The sequence below is a fragment of the Wolbachia endosymbiont (group B) of Apotomis betuletana genome, assembly GCF_947250475.1.
Classification (GTDB): domain Bacteria; phylum Pseudomonadota; class Alphaproteobacteria; order Rickettsiales; family Anaplasmataceae; genus Wolbachia.
Window position 1 is genome coordinate 575,328 of the sequence record NZ_OX366320.1, and the last position, 16,336, is coordinate 591,663.

General features: G+C 33.5%; 15 protein-coding genes and 1 tRNA gene. 7 read left to right on the forward strand and 9 right to left on the reverse strand.

The window, feature by feature from the left end; translation table 11 throughout:
- The 3 genes from OOK82_RS02555 (at position 1) to OOK82_RS02565 (ending at position 4,430) form a co-directional block, all read left to right on the forward strand.
- Positions 1-888 carry a heme o synthase gene (locus OOK82_RS02555; RefSeq protein ID WP_264704406.1) on the forward strand — a complete coding sequence of 296 codons (888 nt, stop codon included), beginning with the start codon at positions 1-3 and terminating at the stop codon, positions 886-888.
- Positions 889-1,063: 175 nt separating this feature from the next.
- On the forward strand, positions 1,064-1,501 hold the full coding sequence (rnhA, locus tag OOK82_RS02560; RefSeq protein ID WP_264704407.1) for a ribonuclease HI: 438 nt from the start codon (positions 1,064-1,066) through the stop codon (positions 1,499-1,501).
- On the forward strand, positions 1,494-4,430 hold the full coding sequence (locus OOK82_RS02565; RefSeq protein ID WP_264704408.1) for a DUF3971 domain-containing protein: 2,937 nt from the start codon (positions 1,494-1,496) through the stop codon (positions 4,428-4,430). Before rnhA ends, OOK82_RS02565 begins: the two co-directional genes overlap by 8 nt.
- A 30-nt stretch (positions 4,431-4,460) precedes the next feature.
- Here OOK82_RS02565 and OOK82_RS07690 read toward each other — a convergent pair whose 3' ends face one another.
- The 6 genes from OOK82_RS07690 to OOK82_RS02590 form a co-directional block, all read right to left on the reverse strand.
- Entirely contained in the window at positions 4,461-4,874 is a 414-nt protein-coding gene (locus OOK82_RS07690; protein ID WP_012481730.1) for a YqaA family protein, read from the reverse strand.
- Positions 4,843-6,237 (reverse strand): cysteine--tRNA ligase, encoded by a 1,395-nt coding sequence (cysS, locus tag OOK82_RS02570; RefSeq protein WP_064085935.1) that lies wholly within the window; start codon positions 6,235-6,237, stop codon positions 4,843-4,845. The genes OOK82_RS07690 and cysS overlap by 32 nt, the downstream gene beginning before the upstream one ends.
- Complete coding sequence (locus tag OOK82_RS02575; RefSeq protein WP_007302767.1) at positions 6,230-6,886, reverse strand: exopolysaccharide biosynthesis protein; 657 nt, start codon at positions 6,884-6,886, stop codon at positions 6,230-6,232. Before OOK82_RS02575 ends, cysS begins: the two co-directional genes overlap by 8 nt.
- A gap of 114 nt (positions 6,887-7,000) precedes the next feature.
- Positions 7,001-7,654, reverse strand: coding sequence for an exopolysaccharide biosynthesis protein (locus OOK82_RS02580; RefSeq protein ID WP_264704410.1), 654 nt, complete (start codon positions 7,652-7,654; stop codon positions 7,001-7,003).
- Between the two features lie 126 nt (positions 7,655-7,780).
- A complete protein-coding gene (gene tatA / locus OOK82_RS02585; protein ID WP_006013840.1) occupies positions 7,781-7,948 on the reverse strand; it encodes a twin-arginine translocase TatA in 168 nt (55 codons plus the stop codon).
- A gap of 140 nt (positions 7,949-8,088) precedes the next feature.
- Positions 8,089-8,826, reverse strand: coding sequence for an ABC transporter ATP-binding protein (locus OOK82_RS02590; protein WP_007302769.1), 738 nt, complete (start codon positions 8,824-8,826; stop codon positions 8,089-8,091).
- 151 nt (positions 8,827-8,977) lie between these two features.
- Here OOK82_RS02590 and OOK82_RS02595 point away from each other — a divergent pair.
- Positions 8,978-9,051, forward strand: a tRNA-Arg gene (locus tag OOK82_RS02595).
- 66 nt (positions 9,052-9,117) lie between these two features.
- Here OOK82_RS02595 and OOK82_RS02600 read toward each other — a convergent pair.
- On the reverse strand, positions 9,118-10,959 hold the full coding sequence (locus tag OOK82_RS02600) for an ankyrin repeat domain-containing protein (protein WP_264687159.1): 1,842 nt from the start codon (positions 10,957-10,959) through the stop codon (positions 9,118-9,120).
- A 119-nt stretch (positions 10,960-11,078) separates the two neighbouring features.
- On the opposite strand from OOK82_RS02600, the gene glpX reads away from it, so the two are divergent.
- Together glpX and OOK82_RS02610 are read left to right on the forward strand one after the other, a co-directional pair.
- Positions 11,079-12,002 carry a class II fructose-bisphosphatase gene (glpX, locus tag OOK82_RS02605; protein ID WP_264376888.1) on the forward strand — a complete coding sequence of 308 codons (924 nt, stop codon included), beginning with the start codon at positions 11,079-11,081 and terminating at the stop codon, positions 12,000-12,002.
- Positions 12,003-12,145: 143 nt separating this feature from the next.
- Positions 12,146-13,582 carry a hypothetical protein gene (locus OOK82_RS02610; RefSeq protein ID WP_264704411.1) on the forward strand — a complete coding sequence of 479 codons (1,437 nt, stop codon included), beginning with the start codon at positions 12,146-12,148 and terminating at the stop codon, positions 13,580-13,582.
- A 7-nt stretch (positions 13,583-13,589) separates the two neighbouring features.
- Here the strand turns inward: OOK82_RS02610 and ychF are convergent, their stop codons facing one another.
- On the reverse strand, positions 13,590-14,684 hold the full coding sequence (gene ychF / locus OOK82_RS02615; protein ID WP_006013808.1) for a redox-regulated ATPase YchF: 1,095 nt from the start codon (positions 14,682-14,684) through the stop codon (positions 13,590-13,592).
- A 118-nt stretch (positions 14,685-14,802) separates the two neighbouring features.
- Between ychF and OOK82_RS02620 the strand changes: the two genes are divergently transcribed.
- The gene (locus OOK82_RS02620; protein WP_264704412.1) at positions 14,803-15,984 is read left to right on the forward strand and encodes a hypothetical protein; all 1,182 of its coding nucleotides are present in this window, start codon (positions 14,803-14,805) and stop codon (positions 15,982-15,984) included.
- 71 nt (positions 15,985-16,055) lie between these two features.
- Here OOK82_RS02620 and OOK82_RS02625 read toward each other — a convergent pair whose 3' ends face one another.
- The gene (locus OOK82_RS02625) at positions 16,056-16,181 is read right to left on the reverse strand and encodes a hypothetical protein (protein ID WP_010406363.1); all 126 of its coding nucleotides are present in this window, start codon (positions 16,179-16,181) and stop codon (positions 16,056-16,058) included.
- Between the last annotated feature and the right edge of the window lie 155 nt (positions 16,182-16,336).

The window sequence follows — 16,336 nt, forward strand, 5'->3', positions numbered from 1 at the left end:
ATGTACACAAGTGTTTTGCTAAATGTTGAATCAACAATACTGGATTTTTGGCATTTGCTGAAGCCAAGGATAATGTACCTTGTAGTGTTTACTGCAATTGCTGGAATGGTTGCTGCACCAGGTAGCATTCATCCTTTCCTTGCACTAATATCTCTTATGTGCATTGCTCTTGGTTCAGGATCTGCAGGTGCAATAAATATGTGGTATGACAGAGATATAGACTTGCTTATGGAGAGAACAAAAAACCGCCCTATACATTCAGGTAGAGTTTCTGCAGAAAGCGCGCTTGAATTTGGCATAACTCTTGGAATATTGTCAGTATTTATCATGGCAATAGCAGTGAACTATGTTTCTGCTGCTTTGCTTGCAATTAGCATATTATTTTATGTTTTTGTGTATACAATTTGGCTCAAAAGGCGTACTCCGCAGAATATTGTTATTGGTGGTGCAGCAGGTGCTTTTCCTCCAATGATTGGCTGGGCGGTTGTAACTGACTCTGTAAGCTGGGAAAGTTGTATTCTATTTTTAATAATTTTTATGTGGACTCCACCACATTTTTGGGCTCTATCCTTAAATAGATCTGAAGATTATACAAAAGCATCGATTCCAATGTTCAATATCGTTTATGGTCCAGAAAAAACGAGGAAATATATATTAATCTATAGCGTGTTACTCGTATTAACTAGCTTACTTCCAGCACTATTTTTGAAAAAGGCTCTATTTTACCTCAGTATGGCAATTATTGAAGGGTGTGTTTTTATTTGGTTTGCTGCATCCGTTATAAGGCTTAAGAGTCATAGCTCGCAGAAAAAAATGTTTTCTTATTCGATTTCTTATCTATTTTCTCTGTTTGCCAGCGTTATTTACTGCTCTATTGATTTGTTTTAACCATGAAAGAACATAAAAACTATCTTTTACTTTCTCTTCTAATAATGCTCGTTGTAGCACTTTTTTTTATTTCCATAATAAAATTTAAAGGTGCGGCTTAAATTGCCTCTATATCTATAAAAATTGTGATTTTATAGAAGCAACGATATACTTTATTAATTCACTACAGTTAAAGATGAAGAAAAAGGAAGTGACAATATACACAGATGGAGCATGCTCTGGTAACCCAGGGACAGGAGGGTGGGCAGCAATCATATTATTTCAAAATCATAGAAAGAACATCTGTGGTAGAGAAGAAAATACTACAAATAATAAAATGGAGTTAACAGCAGTGATCAATGGACTGAAGGTATTAAAATTTCCTTGTAATATCAGTTTGTATACGGATAGCCTCTATATTAAATACGGTATAACAGAATGGATAAAGAAGTGGAAAATGAACGGCTGGAAGACAAGTAATAAGAAGTCAGTAAAAAATATAGAATTATGGAAAGAATTAGACGATGTTGCTTTGCAACATGAGATTAACTGGAAGTGGGTTAAAGCGCATAATGGTGATAAATACAATGAAGAAGCCGACAGCTTAGCAAGAAAAGCAATAATCGATGCTTAAAAAAATAGCTCTATCATTTTCTATAATTTTATTATTTATATTCTGCTTCTTTATCCCTTTTAAAGGGGAAGGTCCTTTAGAAATCAATATTAGTTATATTAATTTTTATATAAAGAAAAAAATATTAAAGATATTTACCAATTCGGATGTCAGCATGGAGAGTACCTCGGTTATTTGGCAGAAAGATGGCAAGCTAGTCATTACAGATTTAAAAATAACAAATCCTGACTTTACCATAGAAGTTCCTGAGCTTTTCGTACACTTTAAGTTAAGTTCCAAAAAGTTCTCTCAGGTTTTAGCTGGTAATGTACACATATATATCAAGAAGGAAGAGACCAGAGGAATAACAACATCTGTAATGACAGATAAGATGAGTAGTACAAAAAATCTGCTGAAGACAATAAGAAAAATTTTTTTCTACTTAAATGCAGACTCAAGGATTGAAATTACTAACATTGCTGTCAATAAAAGCACGGAAGGTGAATTCTTCATTGATAAAGTATATGTAGGAAAGGAGGAAAATTTTAATGTTTTGGATATTCGTGTTCATACAAAAGATAAAAAGGGGATTCTAGATGATTTATCTATTATGATAAAAAATCGCAATAATTTGTTAAATTTGTATGGAACATTTTATAACCTAAAGTTGGGGCTATTTAACGAGTTTTCCACACTAGTTAAAAGTTACAATTTGGACAAAGAAATAGGGTTCAAAGGGAACTTCTCAATGAGAATTAATGGAAAGGATGAAGTTATGGATGGAAACATATACGTGTTAAATACAGAGAGTCACTCAGGTAAAAACTTAGCCTTGACTAATGTAAATGTAAATTTGACATATAGTAATGAAATCATTAGCGTAAAAAACTTTCATTTTAAGTTAAATGATACTTACCTTTCTTTGATTGGCAAAATGAACTTTGGCACAAATCATGCTTTGCTTAGAGTTAATATTAGTAAACTTGTTGCAAAAGATTTATGTACTTATGTACCAGATGGTCTAGTGAACAATGAATTTAGAAAGTGGTATTGTAATAATATTGATGGGAATATTATAAATACAATTATAAGTTTTAACGGTAAAATCGATAGTTTAATAAATGATGATCTGTCAGGTATTGTAATTGTTGCTGATATAGAAAATGGCAGCGTTCAATTTGATGAGGATTTTGAACGAGTGGAGAAGTTGAACGGTGAGTTAACTCTCAAGGATAACAATCTCAAAATTATTGTAAATAGAGCTAAGTTTCAGAATTTTACTATCAATAGTGGTCATATTGAAATGAACTCTCTCAATAAAGAAGATTCTGTTCTTACCATTAATGGTCAGGCTGTAAGTGATGCTTATGGGTTATATGAGCCTATAAGATTTAAGCTGGATGATGTGGTAAAACTTGAAAGAGATAAAGTAGGTGGAATAGCAAAGTCTGTATTCAATTTTCGCATTTTTAATCTAAACTCTAGTGATAAAAAAGTAGATTTTTCGGCCAAATTTCATTCTGAAATTGATAATTTGGTGGTGTATAATGGAAGTTTTGGTAAGTATGATATTAAGCTCGATTTTGGGAGTGACTTTATAGATTTAAATGGCAGTGGTATGGTAAATAATACACAGCTTCTATTTGACCTCAAAAGTAGCAATAAAAATGAAAATTTTGTCTGGAGTTTGACTGGAGATTTACCTGCTCAAATACTTAATTTCGGTGATGGTTATATCAATGCAAATATAGAGTCAGTAATGTATCAAGACAAAACAGGGTACGTTAATGGTAATATAGATTTATCAGAGCTCGAGTTGCGTTCAAGCTACTTAGGGTGGAAAAACCATTTTGAAGATCACAATGAAGTTTTATTTTCTACAAGGCTAAAAGGAGCAGGTAAGTTGCTAATAGACAAACTAGACGTTGTAGGAAATGATCTAGACATAAAATTTAGCGGAAGAGTAGAAAATGGAAATCTATATTTAAATTCTAGCAACTTTAAATTACCTGATAATAATTTTAGTATAGAAATTGAATCAGGTAAGGAGAAAAATGCCATAACTATTCACGGTGAGAAAATCAACTTAAGTGATGTGTTAGGTTTACTTGGCAAAGATAGTAATCGATTAAATAACAAAATAGAAGTTACTATGAATGTTGATAATATAATTATGAAAGAAGGAATTATCATAAAAGATGCTAAGCTAAATGTAACTTGTGCTAAAGGTGATTGTAGTGGAAGTCAATTCACAGGACAGTTTTTAGAAGATAACAGTAATATACTAGTAGAACATAGTGAAATAGGGCTTGAAATATATTCGGATAATTCAGGTATGCTTTTGCGTTCTTTAGGTATTGGTAAATCAGTTAAAAATGGCAAATTATCTCTTTATCTATCTTCTAAGAGAGAAAATGGAGAACATTATGGTATGTTATCTATCAGCAATTTCTATATCAAAGATGCTCCACTGCTTACCACTTTATTATCAATGTCTTCACTGCCTGGTATTGTAAATGCTATAAAGAACGAAGGTGTACATTTTTATAAGTGTAATGCACCTTTTTCATATAAAGATGGCACTGTTGAAATTGAAGAATCTTGGCTTGAAGGAGCGGAACTAGGCATTAGCACTAGTGGTACGCTCGATATTAAGGGTTATAAATTCCAGGTTGAAGGACAAGTAATACCGGCATACTCAATTAACAAATCTTTGTTGAAAATCCCTATAATCGGAAAACTTCTGACTGGTGGGAAGAGTAGGGGGATTATTTCAATAGACTACAAAGCAAATGGTGATGATAAAAACAACAACGTATCTGTTAATCCTATCTCTTCGCTAACCCCAAGCTTACTTAAGAGGTTATTAGGAGTATTTGATCGTATTATGACAAAAACTAATAAAAGCATTTTAAAAGGTAGTTTGAAGAAGAAATTTAGCTCAATATGACCAGAAGAAAAGTTGTTTATTGATGTTTAGTTAGATGGTAAACGTTAGATACAACAAACAGAGGAAGTTAGATAAAATAATTAAGGGAACAAGAATATAAAGGTTTAACTTGAAGTAACCGGATAAAATCTGAGTCACACTTCCAAGTGCTGGTACCCACGAAAGCAATGCAACTGCACAAATCAGTAGGTGCCTTACAATTTTTGGTGTTTTGTCTTCATTCTCTAATTTGTGATGTGATCTTCTGATAAAAATTGTTATTCTACCTAAATACCAGTTAGCTATTCCACCAAGACTGGATCCTAATACTCCAAAAAGTAATATAAGTAGTTGATCGTAGTTTGACCTAAAGCATAACATAGTGTAAAGTACAAAACCTTGATGTATGGGTAAGATAAGCGATGATACTAGGCTATCTATAAACAATAGGAGATAATTTTCCATACCAAGTTGTTGTACCATCTTCGTTGTCAGAAATTGTAACCCCCATTTGTTTCAATTGCTCTCTTATTTTGTCTGCAGTATCATAATCTTTATTTTGTTTTGCTACTTTTCTTAAGTCTATCAACCTTTCTATTTCTTGATGACTCACACCACTTGCAAACCACTCTTGATAACTTGACTCAAGAATACCAATGAACCTTGCGCTTTTAACAAACTTCTTAGTTAATTTGAGCCTCTCACATTCATTACTTGTCTTATTGATTTCTGTAGCCATTTCATGCAATATGGCTACAGCTTCAGGAATGTTTAAATCGTTTTTCAAAGCCTCTATAAAATCTTTAGAGACTTCTGCATCACTTTCCTCAATACATGTACTACGTAATAACCGATAAAACTTGTTTAAAGTTTCTTGCGACTCAGAGATAACATTTTCTGTCCAATCAAGTGGTTTTCTGTAGTGAGTTTTAAGCAGCGCATAACGTATTACTTCACCCTTTATTCCACTATCTAACAAATCCCTTACTTTGACTATATTAAATAAGGATTTGCTCATTTTCTCTTCATTTACCGTAAGAAACCCGTTGTGTACCCAATATTTTGCAAACGTTGACTCAGCAAATGCAGATTTACTCTGTGCAATTTCATTCTCATGATGAGGAAATTGCAAGTCTATACCCCCACCGTGAATGTCAAAATCTTTGCCAAGGTAAGCATATGACATTGCTGAACATTCTATATGCCACCCTGGTCTTCCCTCTCCCCATGGACTATTCCAGTGACTTGAAAGTTTATAGTCAGTTTCGTTTGCAGGTTTCCAAAGTACGAAGTCTCCTGGGTGTTTTTTATTTTCACCAACTTCAACTCTACTACCGTAGTTTAATTCATCAATTTTTTTTCCTGATAAAACGCCGTATTCAGGGTAAGATTCTACACTAAAATATACATGTTTATTGGATTCATAAGCATGACCAGCTTGCAGCAAAGACTCAATTAACTTGATAATGTTATCTATGTTTTCCGTTGCTTTTGGTTCATATGTTGGTTCTGCACAATTTATGCTTTCCATGTCTTCATGAAAAGTTTTAGTGTAATATTTGCTAATGCTTTCTATATTACTATTTTTCTCATTTGCTGCATTGATTATCTTGTCATCGATGTCGGTTATATTACGCACATAAGTAACTTTTCCATAACAAAATTTAAGCAGTCGAAATAATACATCGTAAACAACAATAGAACGTGCATTACCTATATGTGCTGTATCATATACTGTTGGCCCACAAACGTACATTTTTATATGATCTTTATCGATCGGTGTAAAGGGCTCTTTTTTTTTTGTTAAAGTGTTGTAAAGCTTAACCATATACAAAGCTTTTTAGAAAAGAAAATGCTCCAAATATAAGCTGTGGTCCTTTAACTATTACGACAAGAGTAAGTAATAACCCACACAATGATACTAATACTCCCATTATAGAGAGAAATCCATCTTTGCTCATGATACCCAGTGAAATGAGAGTTGTACCAATTGCAGGAATGAAGTTAGTTAAAGGAAGTGGGATTGCTATCGATAATGCACAAAGCAGCATTATAAATGCTAAAATATTTTCACCAGGACCACGAAAAATGAAAGACATTCTTGGTTTCATGAACTTTTCTATTTTTTTTAATGTAGGTGAAGTTTTCTCTACCACGAGAGCTAGTGTTGAACGTTGAAAAGATTTCCTTTCTAGCCAATTAGGCATCCAAGGAGAATCAAACCCAAATAGAAGCTGCAGTGAAAATAAGATTAAAGGTATAGAAAGAATGGTTGTATAGCCAGGTGGAACAGGTATAGGTACTGATAGCGGTAAAGAGAAGATGATTATTAAAATACCAAAACCACGCTCATGTAAAGCTGTTTTAATATCAAATAATGTTACTTTATCATTATCGTTATTATTAGTATCTGCAACCTCTTTTAGAATATCAGAGGCCAATTTTTTATCTTCAGTCAATTTCACACTTTTTTCCACAGTTACCCTTTAATAACAATATAACTTCTAACTAACATAGTTATTGCTATATTTCAATATCGATTATTCATTTCATGCTGTACTTCATTCTTTTATTAAAGTGTTGTAAAGCTTTTAAGTTATAAGGCTTTTAAGAAGAGAAAGTGTTCCGGCTATAAGTTTTGGTCCTTTAACTATTACAATAAGGGTAACCAATAACGCACAGAATGAAACTAACACTCCTAACGTAGATAAAAATCCATCTTTACCCATAATGCCGAGTGAAATAAGAGTTATACCAATTGCAGGAAGGAAGTGAGTAAAAGGTAATGGAAGAGCTATTATTATTGCACAAAGCAACATCATAAAAGCTAGAATCTTTTCACCTGGACCAAGAAAAATAAAAGACATTTTTGGTTTCATGAACTTTTCTATTTTTTTTAATATAGGTGAAGTTTTCTCTACCACGAGAGCTAGTGTTGAACGTTGAAAAGATTTCCTTTCTAGCCAATTAGGCATCCAAGGAGAATCAAACCCAAATAGAAGCTGCAGTGAAAATAAGATTAAAGGTATAGAAAGAATGGTTGTATAGCCAGGTGGAACAGGTATAGGTACTGATAGCGGTAAAGAGAAGATGATTATTAAAATACCAAAACCGCGCTCATGTAAAGCTGTTTTGATGTCGAACAATGTTACTTTATCACTATCGTTGTTATTGGTATCTGCAACCTCTTTTAGAATATCAGAGGCCAATTTTTTATCTTCAGTCAATTTCTCACTTTCTTCCACGATTAACCTTTAATAACATTCTAACTAACATAATTATTACTGTACTTCAATCATACCTCTTCAATTCTTTAGCCTTGTTTAAACAAATGACACGCACTTTAGTGCGTGTCACGAAACATAAGGAAGCTAACGATCTGGTTCATTAGATGATAGTTTCTCTGAATCCTTAAGTTCTTGTTTAAGGTTTTTAATGCCTTTGCCTAAATCACCCATAACTTGTGGTAACCTACCTGCACCAAACAGAACTAAGATTATTATTAAGACTAGAAACAGCTGCCATGGACCTAAACTCATTTGTACCTCCGTTGAAAATATTAACTTTTAGGTATTAAAACTTGACTGAAGCCAAGTGATACATAAATTATATCACTTTTATTGAATTATAAATCAAGAGTTTTTAATTATCTTATAATAGTTTTAGCCTAACATTAAGTTTAGTTTAGCTGTAGAGTAAAAGGAAGCTCACTAAAAAATTTTGCTAACGTATCATCTTTAGGTCTGTGGTATATGTAGCTAGGAACTCCTGATTGAATAATTTTACCATTTTTCATCACGTAAATAAAATCTGCAACTTTCAACGCTTCTTGCGGATCATGAGTTACCATGAGTACAGGAATATTTTTGCTTCTAAAAAGTGACAATATATGGTGCCTTATTCGATATTTGAGCAGTATATCTAAATTAGAAAATGGTTCATCGAGCAAAACAACATCAGGATTTTGCGCCATTACTCTTGCTATTGCAACTAATTGTTGCTGTCCTCCTGATAAAGCATGAGGGTACATGTTTTCATATTTTTCTATATTAAATAGCTTTAAGATTTCCAATGCAGTAAGGTATTTTTCTTTCTTAGAAGTACTGCAAATAGCAAAAGTTATATTTTCTATTACTGTTTTATGAGGAAATAATGCAGAATGCTGAAAAATCAATCCGATATTTCTACGCTCTATAGCAATTGACACTTTGTTACTTGCAACTAATTTATCATTTATAACAATGGTTCCAGATTTTGGATTTTCTATTCCTGCGATTAATTTTAGAATTGTTGACTTGCCACAGCCAGAATGACCTAGTAAACAGGCAACACTTCCTTTCTTCACTTGAATGTTGATGTTGCTTAAAGCAAAGCCATCTTGATTACTATAAAAGTAACTAATATTGTTAACTAGCATTAATCTTTCAATTGGAATCGTATTATTAAATATAACAGTATTACATTCAAGAAATACAGAAATATTTTTTATTATTGTGAATTAATTGTACAGGGTGCCTAGAAAAATGCGAGACTTTTTGCTATAATTTTGCATAAATAGCAGAAGACATGGGACTATAGCTCAGTAGGATAGAGCGTTGGATTCCTAATCCGAAGGCCGTGCGTTCGAATCGCACTAGTCCCACTTAATTTTGATAAAGTGGTTTAACAATCAAGAAATTATAATTGGTTTGAAAAGTGATTCTAGGAGCTAGATTGCATGGTTTCTCAAACTTGAATTTACAGGTTCAACCTTATTTTCTCTCATTTCGCTGTAACTTGGAAGTGTAAAATTTTTTACATGTAATCCAGTTACCATTACAACTAAAATAGCTAGGACACTGCAAACTAATGCACCAGCTAAAGATGGAACCGTCACAGCAGCAGCAACAAACAATCCTGCAATAACAACTCCAACAACATCACTCCTTAATGAGGCGTAAAAACTCTCCTTACTTTTTTTGTATTTAGTTTCTTTTTCATGTGGTGGAGAAAATTGAGCCTCTACAAAGCCGTTAGCTTTCTTATCATTATTTGGTGTGACAGTTGGGCCAGTCCTTGTTGATACAGGTGCTTCATTTTTGTTATTATTACCATTAGTACTAACTGGAGGCGCTGTTGCCGTAGGTTTATTACTAATATTTTTGTTAGGTTCTGTTCTATTTTCTTCTACGCTTGGCGTAGTAACAACCTGGTCAGTCCCTGTTACTACAGGTGTTTCATCCTTGTTTACTGCTGATGCGCGTGTTTCTTGATCGTTCTGTATTAGCACTGTCGCTGCTACAGAATTATTTTCTGCAATAGCAGTGCAGAATGCATCATCCTTTAACTGTTGATATAATCTGTACAATTCACTTTCAGGATCTAGTTTTGATTGCTCTGCATTAACACTTTGCAGTAACGTGCTCAGAATCTCAGCATTGTCATCATCAGTGTAAGAGACAACAAAGCATAATATAGATTTTTCTCCTTCAATTTTGCTAACGTAATACCTTCCTTCTTGACCGATTGCATTGATGATGGTCATTCCATTTTGTAAGAGAAATTTTATAACGTTCAAATTTTGATCTTTAATTGCATATTCTAGTACAGCATTTTTTTCACATTTGCTCTGAAGATTAATTCCCTTCCTTTTTAACCTTTTTTGCAAATCTTCAAAACTAGTAACTGTGCTATCCTGTTTTGTAACCCTATCTATATCAAGACACAGATTCCTAATGTCATCATTATTTAGCGTGAGACCAGTGCTTGTATTACTGACATTGGACTCCGCTCCATCAGGTGTGTTTTGCTTCTTGTTTATTGCTGATCTAAGCAGTGCAATTATTACACAGCTTGAGAGATATTTATTGTGATCAGAATTGCTGAAATCGACTTTAAATTCAGAATCTATTTTAAGTTCTTTTCTAAGTGATAATTTTTTCTCTTCAATTATTCCTAAAAGATTTCTTATGCCATCTTCTGGTACGCCTTTCATATACTTTAAAAGTAACCTAACTTTTGTTAGTTCACCACCTATAGAGGCATGACTCAGAGCCTGAACTTTTTCTTCTCCAGTAAATCTTTTGTTATCCAAGAGTACCTTCATAATGTCAGTGTCCTCATTGCAAGTAGCTGTGTTAAGAACCTCTAGTATTTTCGTATGATCTATGTAATCTAAAAATATCTCAAACTCTTGAACTTTACCTTCATTAACGGCGGTCAACAAAGCATTCGATTTTCTTTCTTGATCAAATTTATCGCTATCCAAAAATATCTTTATAACGTTAGGTTTTTCACCTGACACAGCGTAATCTAATACAGTTTTAGAAGTAGTATCTCCAATATCAATTTTAATATTTGACTTTGCGAGCAATTCAACAATTTTTAGAAATGTATCATAATCATTTAAAATACTGCTTGTCCCTGAGCGGAGAATATCCATAAACAAATCACAAATCTTTGCATCTGTTGGCCCACTTTGTTTTAGCTTCTCACCAAATTCCTGAGCAGCTATATTAGGATTATCAGTTACAAATTTCTTTACATCTTCATAAGTTAAATTACCGATCATATTCAAATCTTACTATTATTGCTATACGCTTATTATATCAACTTTTTCATTATTCCGTCAAGTAATCTTGCAGTATCAAATGGCATGATATATATTGATTTATGATTCTCGAGCAAATGATAGAAGATTTAGCCTATAAGTTAGTGAAAGTAACCGAAGCTGCAGCACTTGCTGCATATAAATTGGCAGGCCTTGGTAATGAAAAAAAGGCCGATCAGGTTGCAGTTGATGCAATGCGTACGGTGCTAAACTCAATTGAAATAAATGGTACAATTGTGATTGGGGAAGGGGAGAGGGACGAAGCACCGATGCTATATATCGGAGAAAAAGTTGGCACAGGAAGTGGCCCTGAGATTGACATTGCTGTTGATCCACTTGAAGGCACTACGATTTGCGCTCATTATAAACAAGGGGCAATGTCTGTTCTTGCTGCAACAAAAAAAGGTAATTTTTTACATGCACCTGATGTTTATATGGAAAAGATAGCAGTGGGAAAAAATCTCCCAGAGGGTGTAGTCTCACTAAAAAATAGGATTGAGAAGAATCTGGACAATTTAGCCAAGGCAAAAGGATGTAAAGCAAGTGATCTTATAGTAACTGTACTTAAACGTGAAAGACATGATGAATTAATAGCAAAAATTAGGAAGCTAGGAGCAAAAGTGAAATTAATAGATGATGGTGATGTTGCAGCCATAGTTTCGCTAATAAATGGCAATCACGATATGTATATCGGCACAGGAGGAGCTCCAGAAGGAGTGCTTGCAGCAGCAGCGCTAAGCTCAATCGGTGGGCAGATAGAAGGAAGATTAATATTTGACACGGATCAATTAAAAGAAAGAGCAAAAAATTTGAATATCACTGACCCAGAAAAAATCTACACCGTGAAAGACATGGCAAGAAGTGAATCAGTGTTCATTGCAACTGGAGTAACAAATGGAGAGTTTGTGGATGGAGTAAAGTTTGGCCAAGATATTTGTCTGACTAATTCATTAATAATATTGCCTGGTAAAGTAATAAAAATACAAACAAAATCAATATCTTAAACATTTGTTATATGCTGATTATAAAATTTTTATAGAAGGAAGATACTTATAATTGTCTTAAAAAAATGAATTTACATATTAATTTTAGCTTTACAACATTTGGCATTAAGTTATAGTTAAATAGTAATACTAAGAGGTGCTTAATGTTTAGTTCACTAACTAATTTTTTTACTAATACGTCTAAAAAGAAAAGTTCTCAATCTGAAGAAAATAATCATTCTTTCTCTAACAGCACAGAAAGTTTATTAGTCCAATCTACTAAAAAAAATCCTCAACTTGATGATCAAAGTAGAACTGACGTGTCTCCTCAAACAAATCTTCAATTTAGTGAGGATGATGTAAAAAACGTGCTCCAAGACTTCGAAAAATTGGATTTTAAGAACAGTAATGAGTGTTTTAACGAAATAGCAGAAGATTATGAAAGGAGGAAAAAAAGTGACCTTTTTAACTACGTAATATTGAATAAGCGAAAATACATAACAGATATATTAGATCAGAGGCTTGCCCACAAAGATCAAGAAAATTTTAGGAAGAAATTTAGTGAATATCTTCTTAAAATAAATGAGAAAATGAATTATGGGAAAGAATTTCAAAATAAACTTCAATTTTTTGAAGATAGGGTAGAAGAAGTATTATCAGATTTTAGAAAATTGAATTTTGGCCTTAAGGATAATTTGTGTAAAGATGATAAGGATAACGTAAATTATAATAAAGGCTGGCCTGCAGATCCATTTGACAAAATAGCGAATTATTATCGATGGAATAAGAACATTTTCCTTTTTAATTATGTAGTATTAAGTAAGCAAAAAGAAATAATAAGTATATTGAATGAAAAGTCTATTCCTGAAGACAAGCGAAAGAATTTTAAAAAGAGGTTGGGTAGATATCTTCTTCGAGTCGAAGAAGGGATGAGTAACGGACAGGAATTTCTCAAAACTGATAGTGCAGTTGCCTTTTTTGATGGATGTTATGTGCCATGCGCATATGCAAAACGTTCTCTTAATCATTATGATCATCTTAGTATTAATATTTCTAAGCCTGGGTGTAGCTTAGAAATCAGCCTTCTTTTCACTGACAAAATTGAAGGGATGGAAAGAAATAAAAATGAGGTAAAGATAGTAGAAATATACAGTAACGATAAAAGAATAGCAACGGTTGAGAAGAATGATAATGGAAAAAGAAATTACCGCTTTGCAAAAGATGCAACATGCAACATGAAAATTAGGTGGAGTGCAGAAGATGAGAAAGGTAATTCTGTTGACTGCTTTATTAGTTTAAATGCAAATCCTAGTGAAATTGAGATTGGTAAGGCAACTATTAATGGTAAAGATGTTGAACTAGACGAAATTTTGAAATTAGATGAGCAAAACGAAGATGTGCTTATAGAAGGTAAAGCTTTACATGAATTTTTAGAAGAACGTCTGGAGTACGTACTATGTGAGGAGGAGAAGAATATACAACCACAGGGGAAAGAAGTTGTTACAACACCTAGCTCCATTCTCCATGACGTGGAACTAGATGAGATCAGCGAAGAGGAAGCCATAAAGAAAGGCTGGACTCACTGGTACTTTGGTAGTTAGATGTATACTACACATTAAACCTAAAGTGCATTATATCACCATCTTGCACTATATAGTCTCTGCCTTCGAAGCGAATTTTCCCTGCATCTTTGCAAGCTAATTCGCTTCCATATTTTATATAGTCTTCAAAGCTTATGGTTTCTGCTTTTATAAAGCCCTTTTCAAAATCAGTGTGAATTACACCTGCTGCTTTGTCAGCTGTTGATCCTATCTTTATTGGCCATGCACGTGCTTCTTTGGGGCCCACAGTAAAAAAAGTTATCATACTTAGCACTTCATACATAATACGTGCTACTCCATCAAGTCCTGATTCTTGTAAGCCAAATTCTGATAAAAAATTCTGTTTTTCCTCTTCACTATCAAGATTTGCAATATCTGCTTCAAGTTTCGCTGAAATACAATAAAATTTGCTTTTATTTTCCTTCGCCATTTTTTCCACTCTTTTAGATAGTTCATTGCCAGTTATGATATGTGTATCTTCAACATTGCAGACGTACATAACCGGCTTTGTTGTTAGCAATTGAAGCAACTTCATTTCATCTTCATCGATATTCTCCAAGCTTCTTGCCGGTTTACCTAATTTTAAAGTAGCTAATACCTCTTGCATTAATTCAAGTTGTCTCTTTAGCTCTTTATCACCTTGCTTTGCTTTCTTTTCCAATTGAGGAAGCCTTTTTTCTATGCTATCAATATCAGCTAGAATTAACTCCATTTCCACTATTTCAGCATCTGATATTGGATCTATTTTACTGTTTACATGGCTGATATCGTCATCCGTAAAGCACCTGAGCAGATGAACAATGGCATCAACTTCTCTGATATGACTCAAAAATTTATTTCCTAGTCCTTCACCCTTGCTCGCACCCTTAACCAAGCCGGCAATATCGACAACTTCCAGTTGATTGTAGATTATTTTCCCCGAGTGAGCAATCGAGGCAATTTGTTTCAAACGCTGATCTCGTATTGGCACTTTGCCAACATTTGGCTCGATTGTGCAAAAAGGATAATTTGCAGCTTCAGCTGCACTTGACTCTGTAAGTGCATTAAATAAAGTTGATTTTCCTATATTTGGTAACCCAACTATACCACAGTTAAAGCTCATATTTGCTATTTAAAGCCTTAATTATTGCATAATTAAAAAATTTTTGCTATACCTAATTAGTTACTTATTAATAAGTTAGTTAATATAATAACATATAGCTTGAATTAAGGTAGAAATTATGGTTGGGCTTAGAAAACGGAAATTACCAAATGGTTTTGACAGTATTGAAAATGCTAAAGGACGCAAGACTTCAGAGAGTAATGTAGAAAAAGAACCTTCTAATAACCAAGTAGTTAAATATGATACTGCAGGTGATGGCAATTGCTTTTTTCATGCAGTGTTTGGTGATAACAGTTCTGGTACATATAAAGCTGAAAGAGCGCAAGATATGAGAATGGAATGGCACAAATTTTTAAGTCGATTTACGTCTTTAGATGATCCAAGTATGCCAGCTCCTTTAAAGGATCAGCTAGAAAAGGTTTTTAATATGTTTTTTAATAAGCCAGGGGATTTAACTGGCAAGTCTGATAAAATAAAGGGTCTGGTTAAGCAAACAAATAGGAAAATTGAAAATGCTGAAGGTAATGTGAAGAGGTTAGTAAGTAGAGCTGTTAGCAAATTTAATATATCGCATAATCAAGCTGTGCTTAATCTAAGTGAATATGCAGAGGCTCTTGATGGCATTGGTGAGAGTGACTATAATGCCGAATATAACAGTGATTTTATTACACGCTCATTTCTTGACAAACCTGAACTCTATCAATCCTATCTAGAAGCAATAGAAAGTAAAAGTTATTTTCCTTTTATTGAAGAAATTCAATTATTAGCTTCTTTAGCTAACATTGAAATTAATGTCCATTGTAAAGTTAGCGGCAGAGAGAAACAACAAAAGTTTGAACCAAATCCTGAAATGATAAACAATGATCAACTAAATCAGATGTTTAATCGTGCGAGTTATAAATTAAATGACGAGTTATGGGGTAGTAAAGAGAGAGAAACAATATATCTTGAAGGAAATCATTACTCTAGGGCTAAAATTGTAACTCAAGAGTTAATAAAACAGCAGCAGGAGCAAGAAGACTTTCTATTAGCAAAACAACTTCAGATAGATGAAATTTTGGAATATTGTGATCTTTCAAAGGATATCTCTGAGAGAGTAGAGATTGAGAGGGAGTTTGATGAGTTATTGGCAAAAAATGCTGATGGAAAAATTGGTGATGTTATAGGGCAGTGCATTAATGATGTACAGCAACGTATAAAATGCCTTGAGGAGCCAGTCTTATCAAGAAGGTGCAGTGTGGAAGAAGCACGTGTAGAAAAAACATTTTATCAACAACAAGTACCACAACCTGTAAGATAAGTCTTCATAGTCTATATACTTCTATAGGGGGGCATTCTATAATAAAAGCCATGCTCATTTTTAACCACTGCTTAATAAGAATAAAGTCTTAGCAAAACAAACACAAGAACAATAGGATTTCTTGCTTGCAAAGCAACTCCAAGATCGGGAGGAAAAAGACTTTTTCCTTGCAAGGCAACTTCAAGAGCAACCCTCACGCACAATCCCTTAACCCAAATGGAGGAAGTAAAAATAGAAGATCAGCAGCAACAAATACTTATAAAATAATAACTCTATGGTTAATGTGCGAGATTTAATTAAAAAATGTTGTCATTCGAGTAGCTGACACTGGGCTCCAATGTCAATTACTCGG

Coding starts and splice junctions, on each gene's coding strand:
- rnhA (WP_264704407.1), top strand. CDS start 1,064: ATGAAGAAAAAGGAAGTGACAATATACACAGATGGAGCATGCTCTGGT.
- OOK82_RS02565 (WP_264704408.1), top strand. CDS start 1,494: ATGCTTAAAAAAATAGCTCTATCATTTTCTATAATTTTATTATTTATA.
- cysS (WP_064085935.1), bottom strand. CDS start 6,237: ATGGTTAAGCTTTACAACACTTTAACAAAAAAAAAAGAGCCCTTTACA.
- OOK82_RS02590 (WP_007302769.1), bottom strand. CDS start 8,826: ATGCTAGTTAACAATATTAGTTACTTTTATAGTAATCAAGATGGCTTT.
- OOK82_RS07690 (WP_012481730.1), bottom strand. CDS start 4,874: ATGGAAAATTATCTCCTATTGTTTATAGATAGCCTAGTATCATCGCTT.
- ychF (WP_006013808.1), bottom strand. CDS start 14,684: ATGAGCTTTAACTGTGGTATAGTTGGGTTACCAAATATAGGAAAATCA.
- OOK82_RS02555 (WP_264704406.1), top strand. CDS start 1: ATGTACACAAGTGTTTTGCTAAATGTTGAATCAACAATACTGGATTTT.
- OOK82_RS02620 (WP_264704412.1), top strand. CDS start 14,803: ATGGTTGGGCTTAGAAAACGGAAATTACCAAATGGTTTTGACAGTATT.
- tatA (WP_006013840.1), bottom strand. CDS start 7,948: ATGAGTTTAGGTCCATGGCAGCTGTTTCTAGTCTTAATAATAATCTTA.
- OOK82_RS02600 (WP_264687159.1), bottom strand. CDS start 10,959: ATGATCGGTAATTTAACTTATGAAGATGTAAAGAAATTTGTAACTGAT.
- OOK82_RS02610 (WP_264704411.1), top strand. CDS start 12,146: ATGTTTAGTTCACTAACTAATTTTTTTACTAATACGTCTAAAAAGAAA.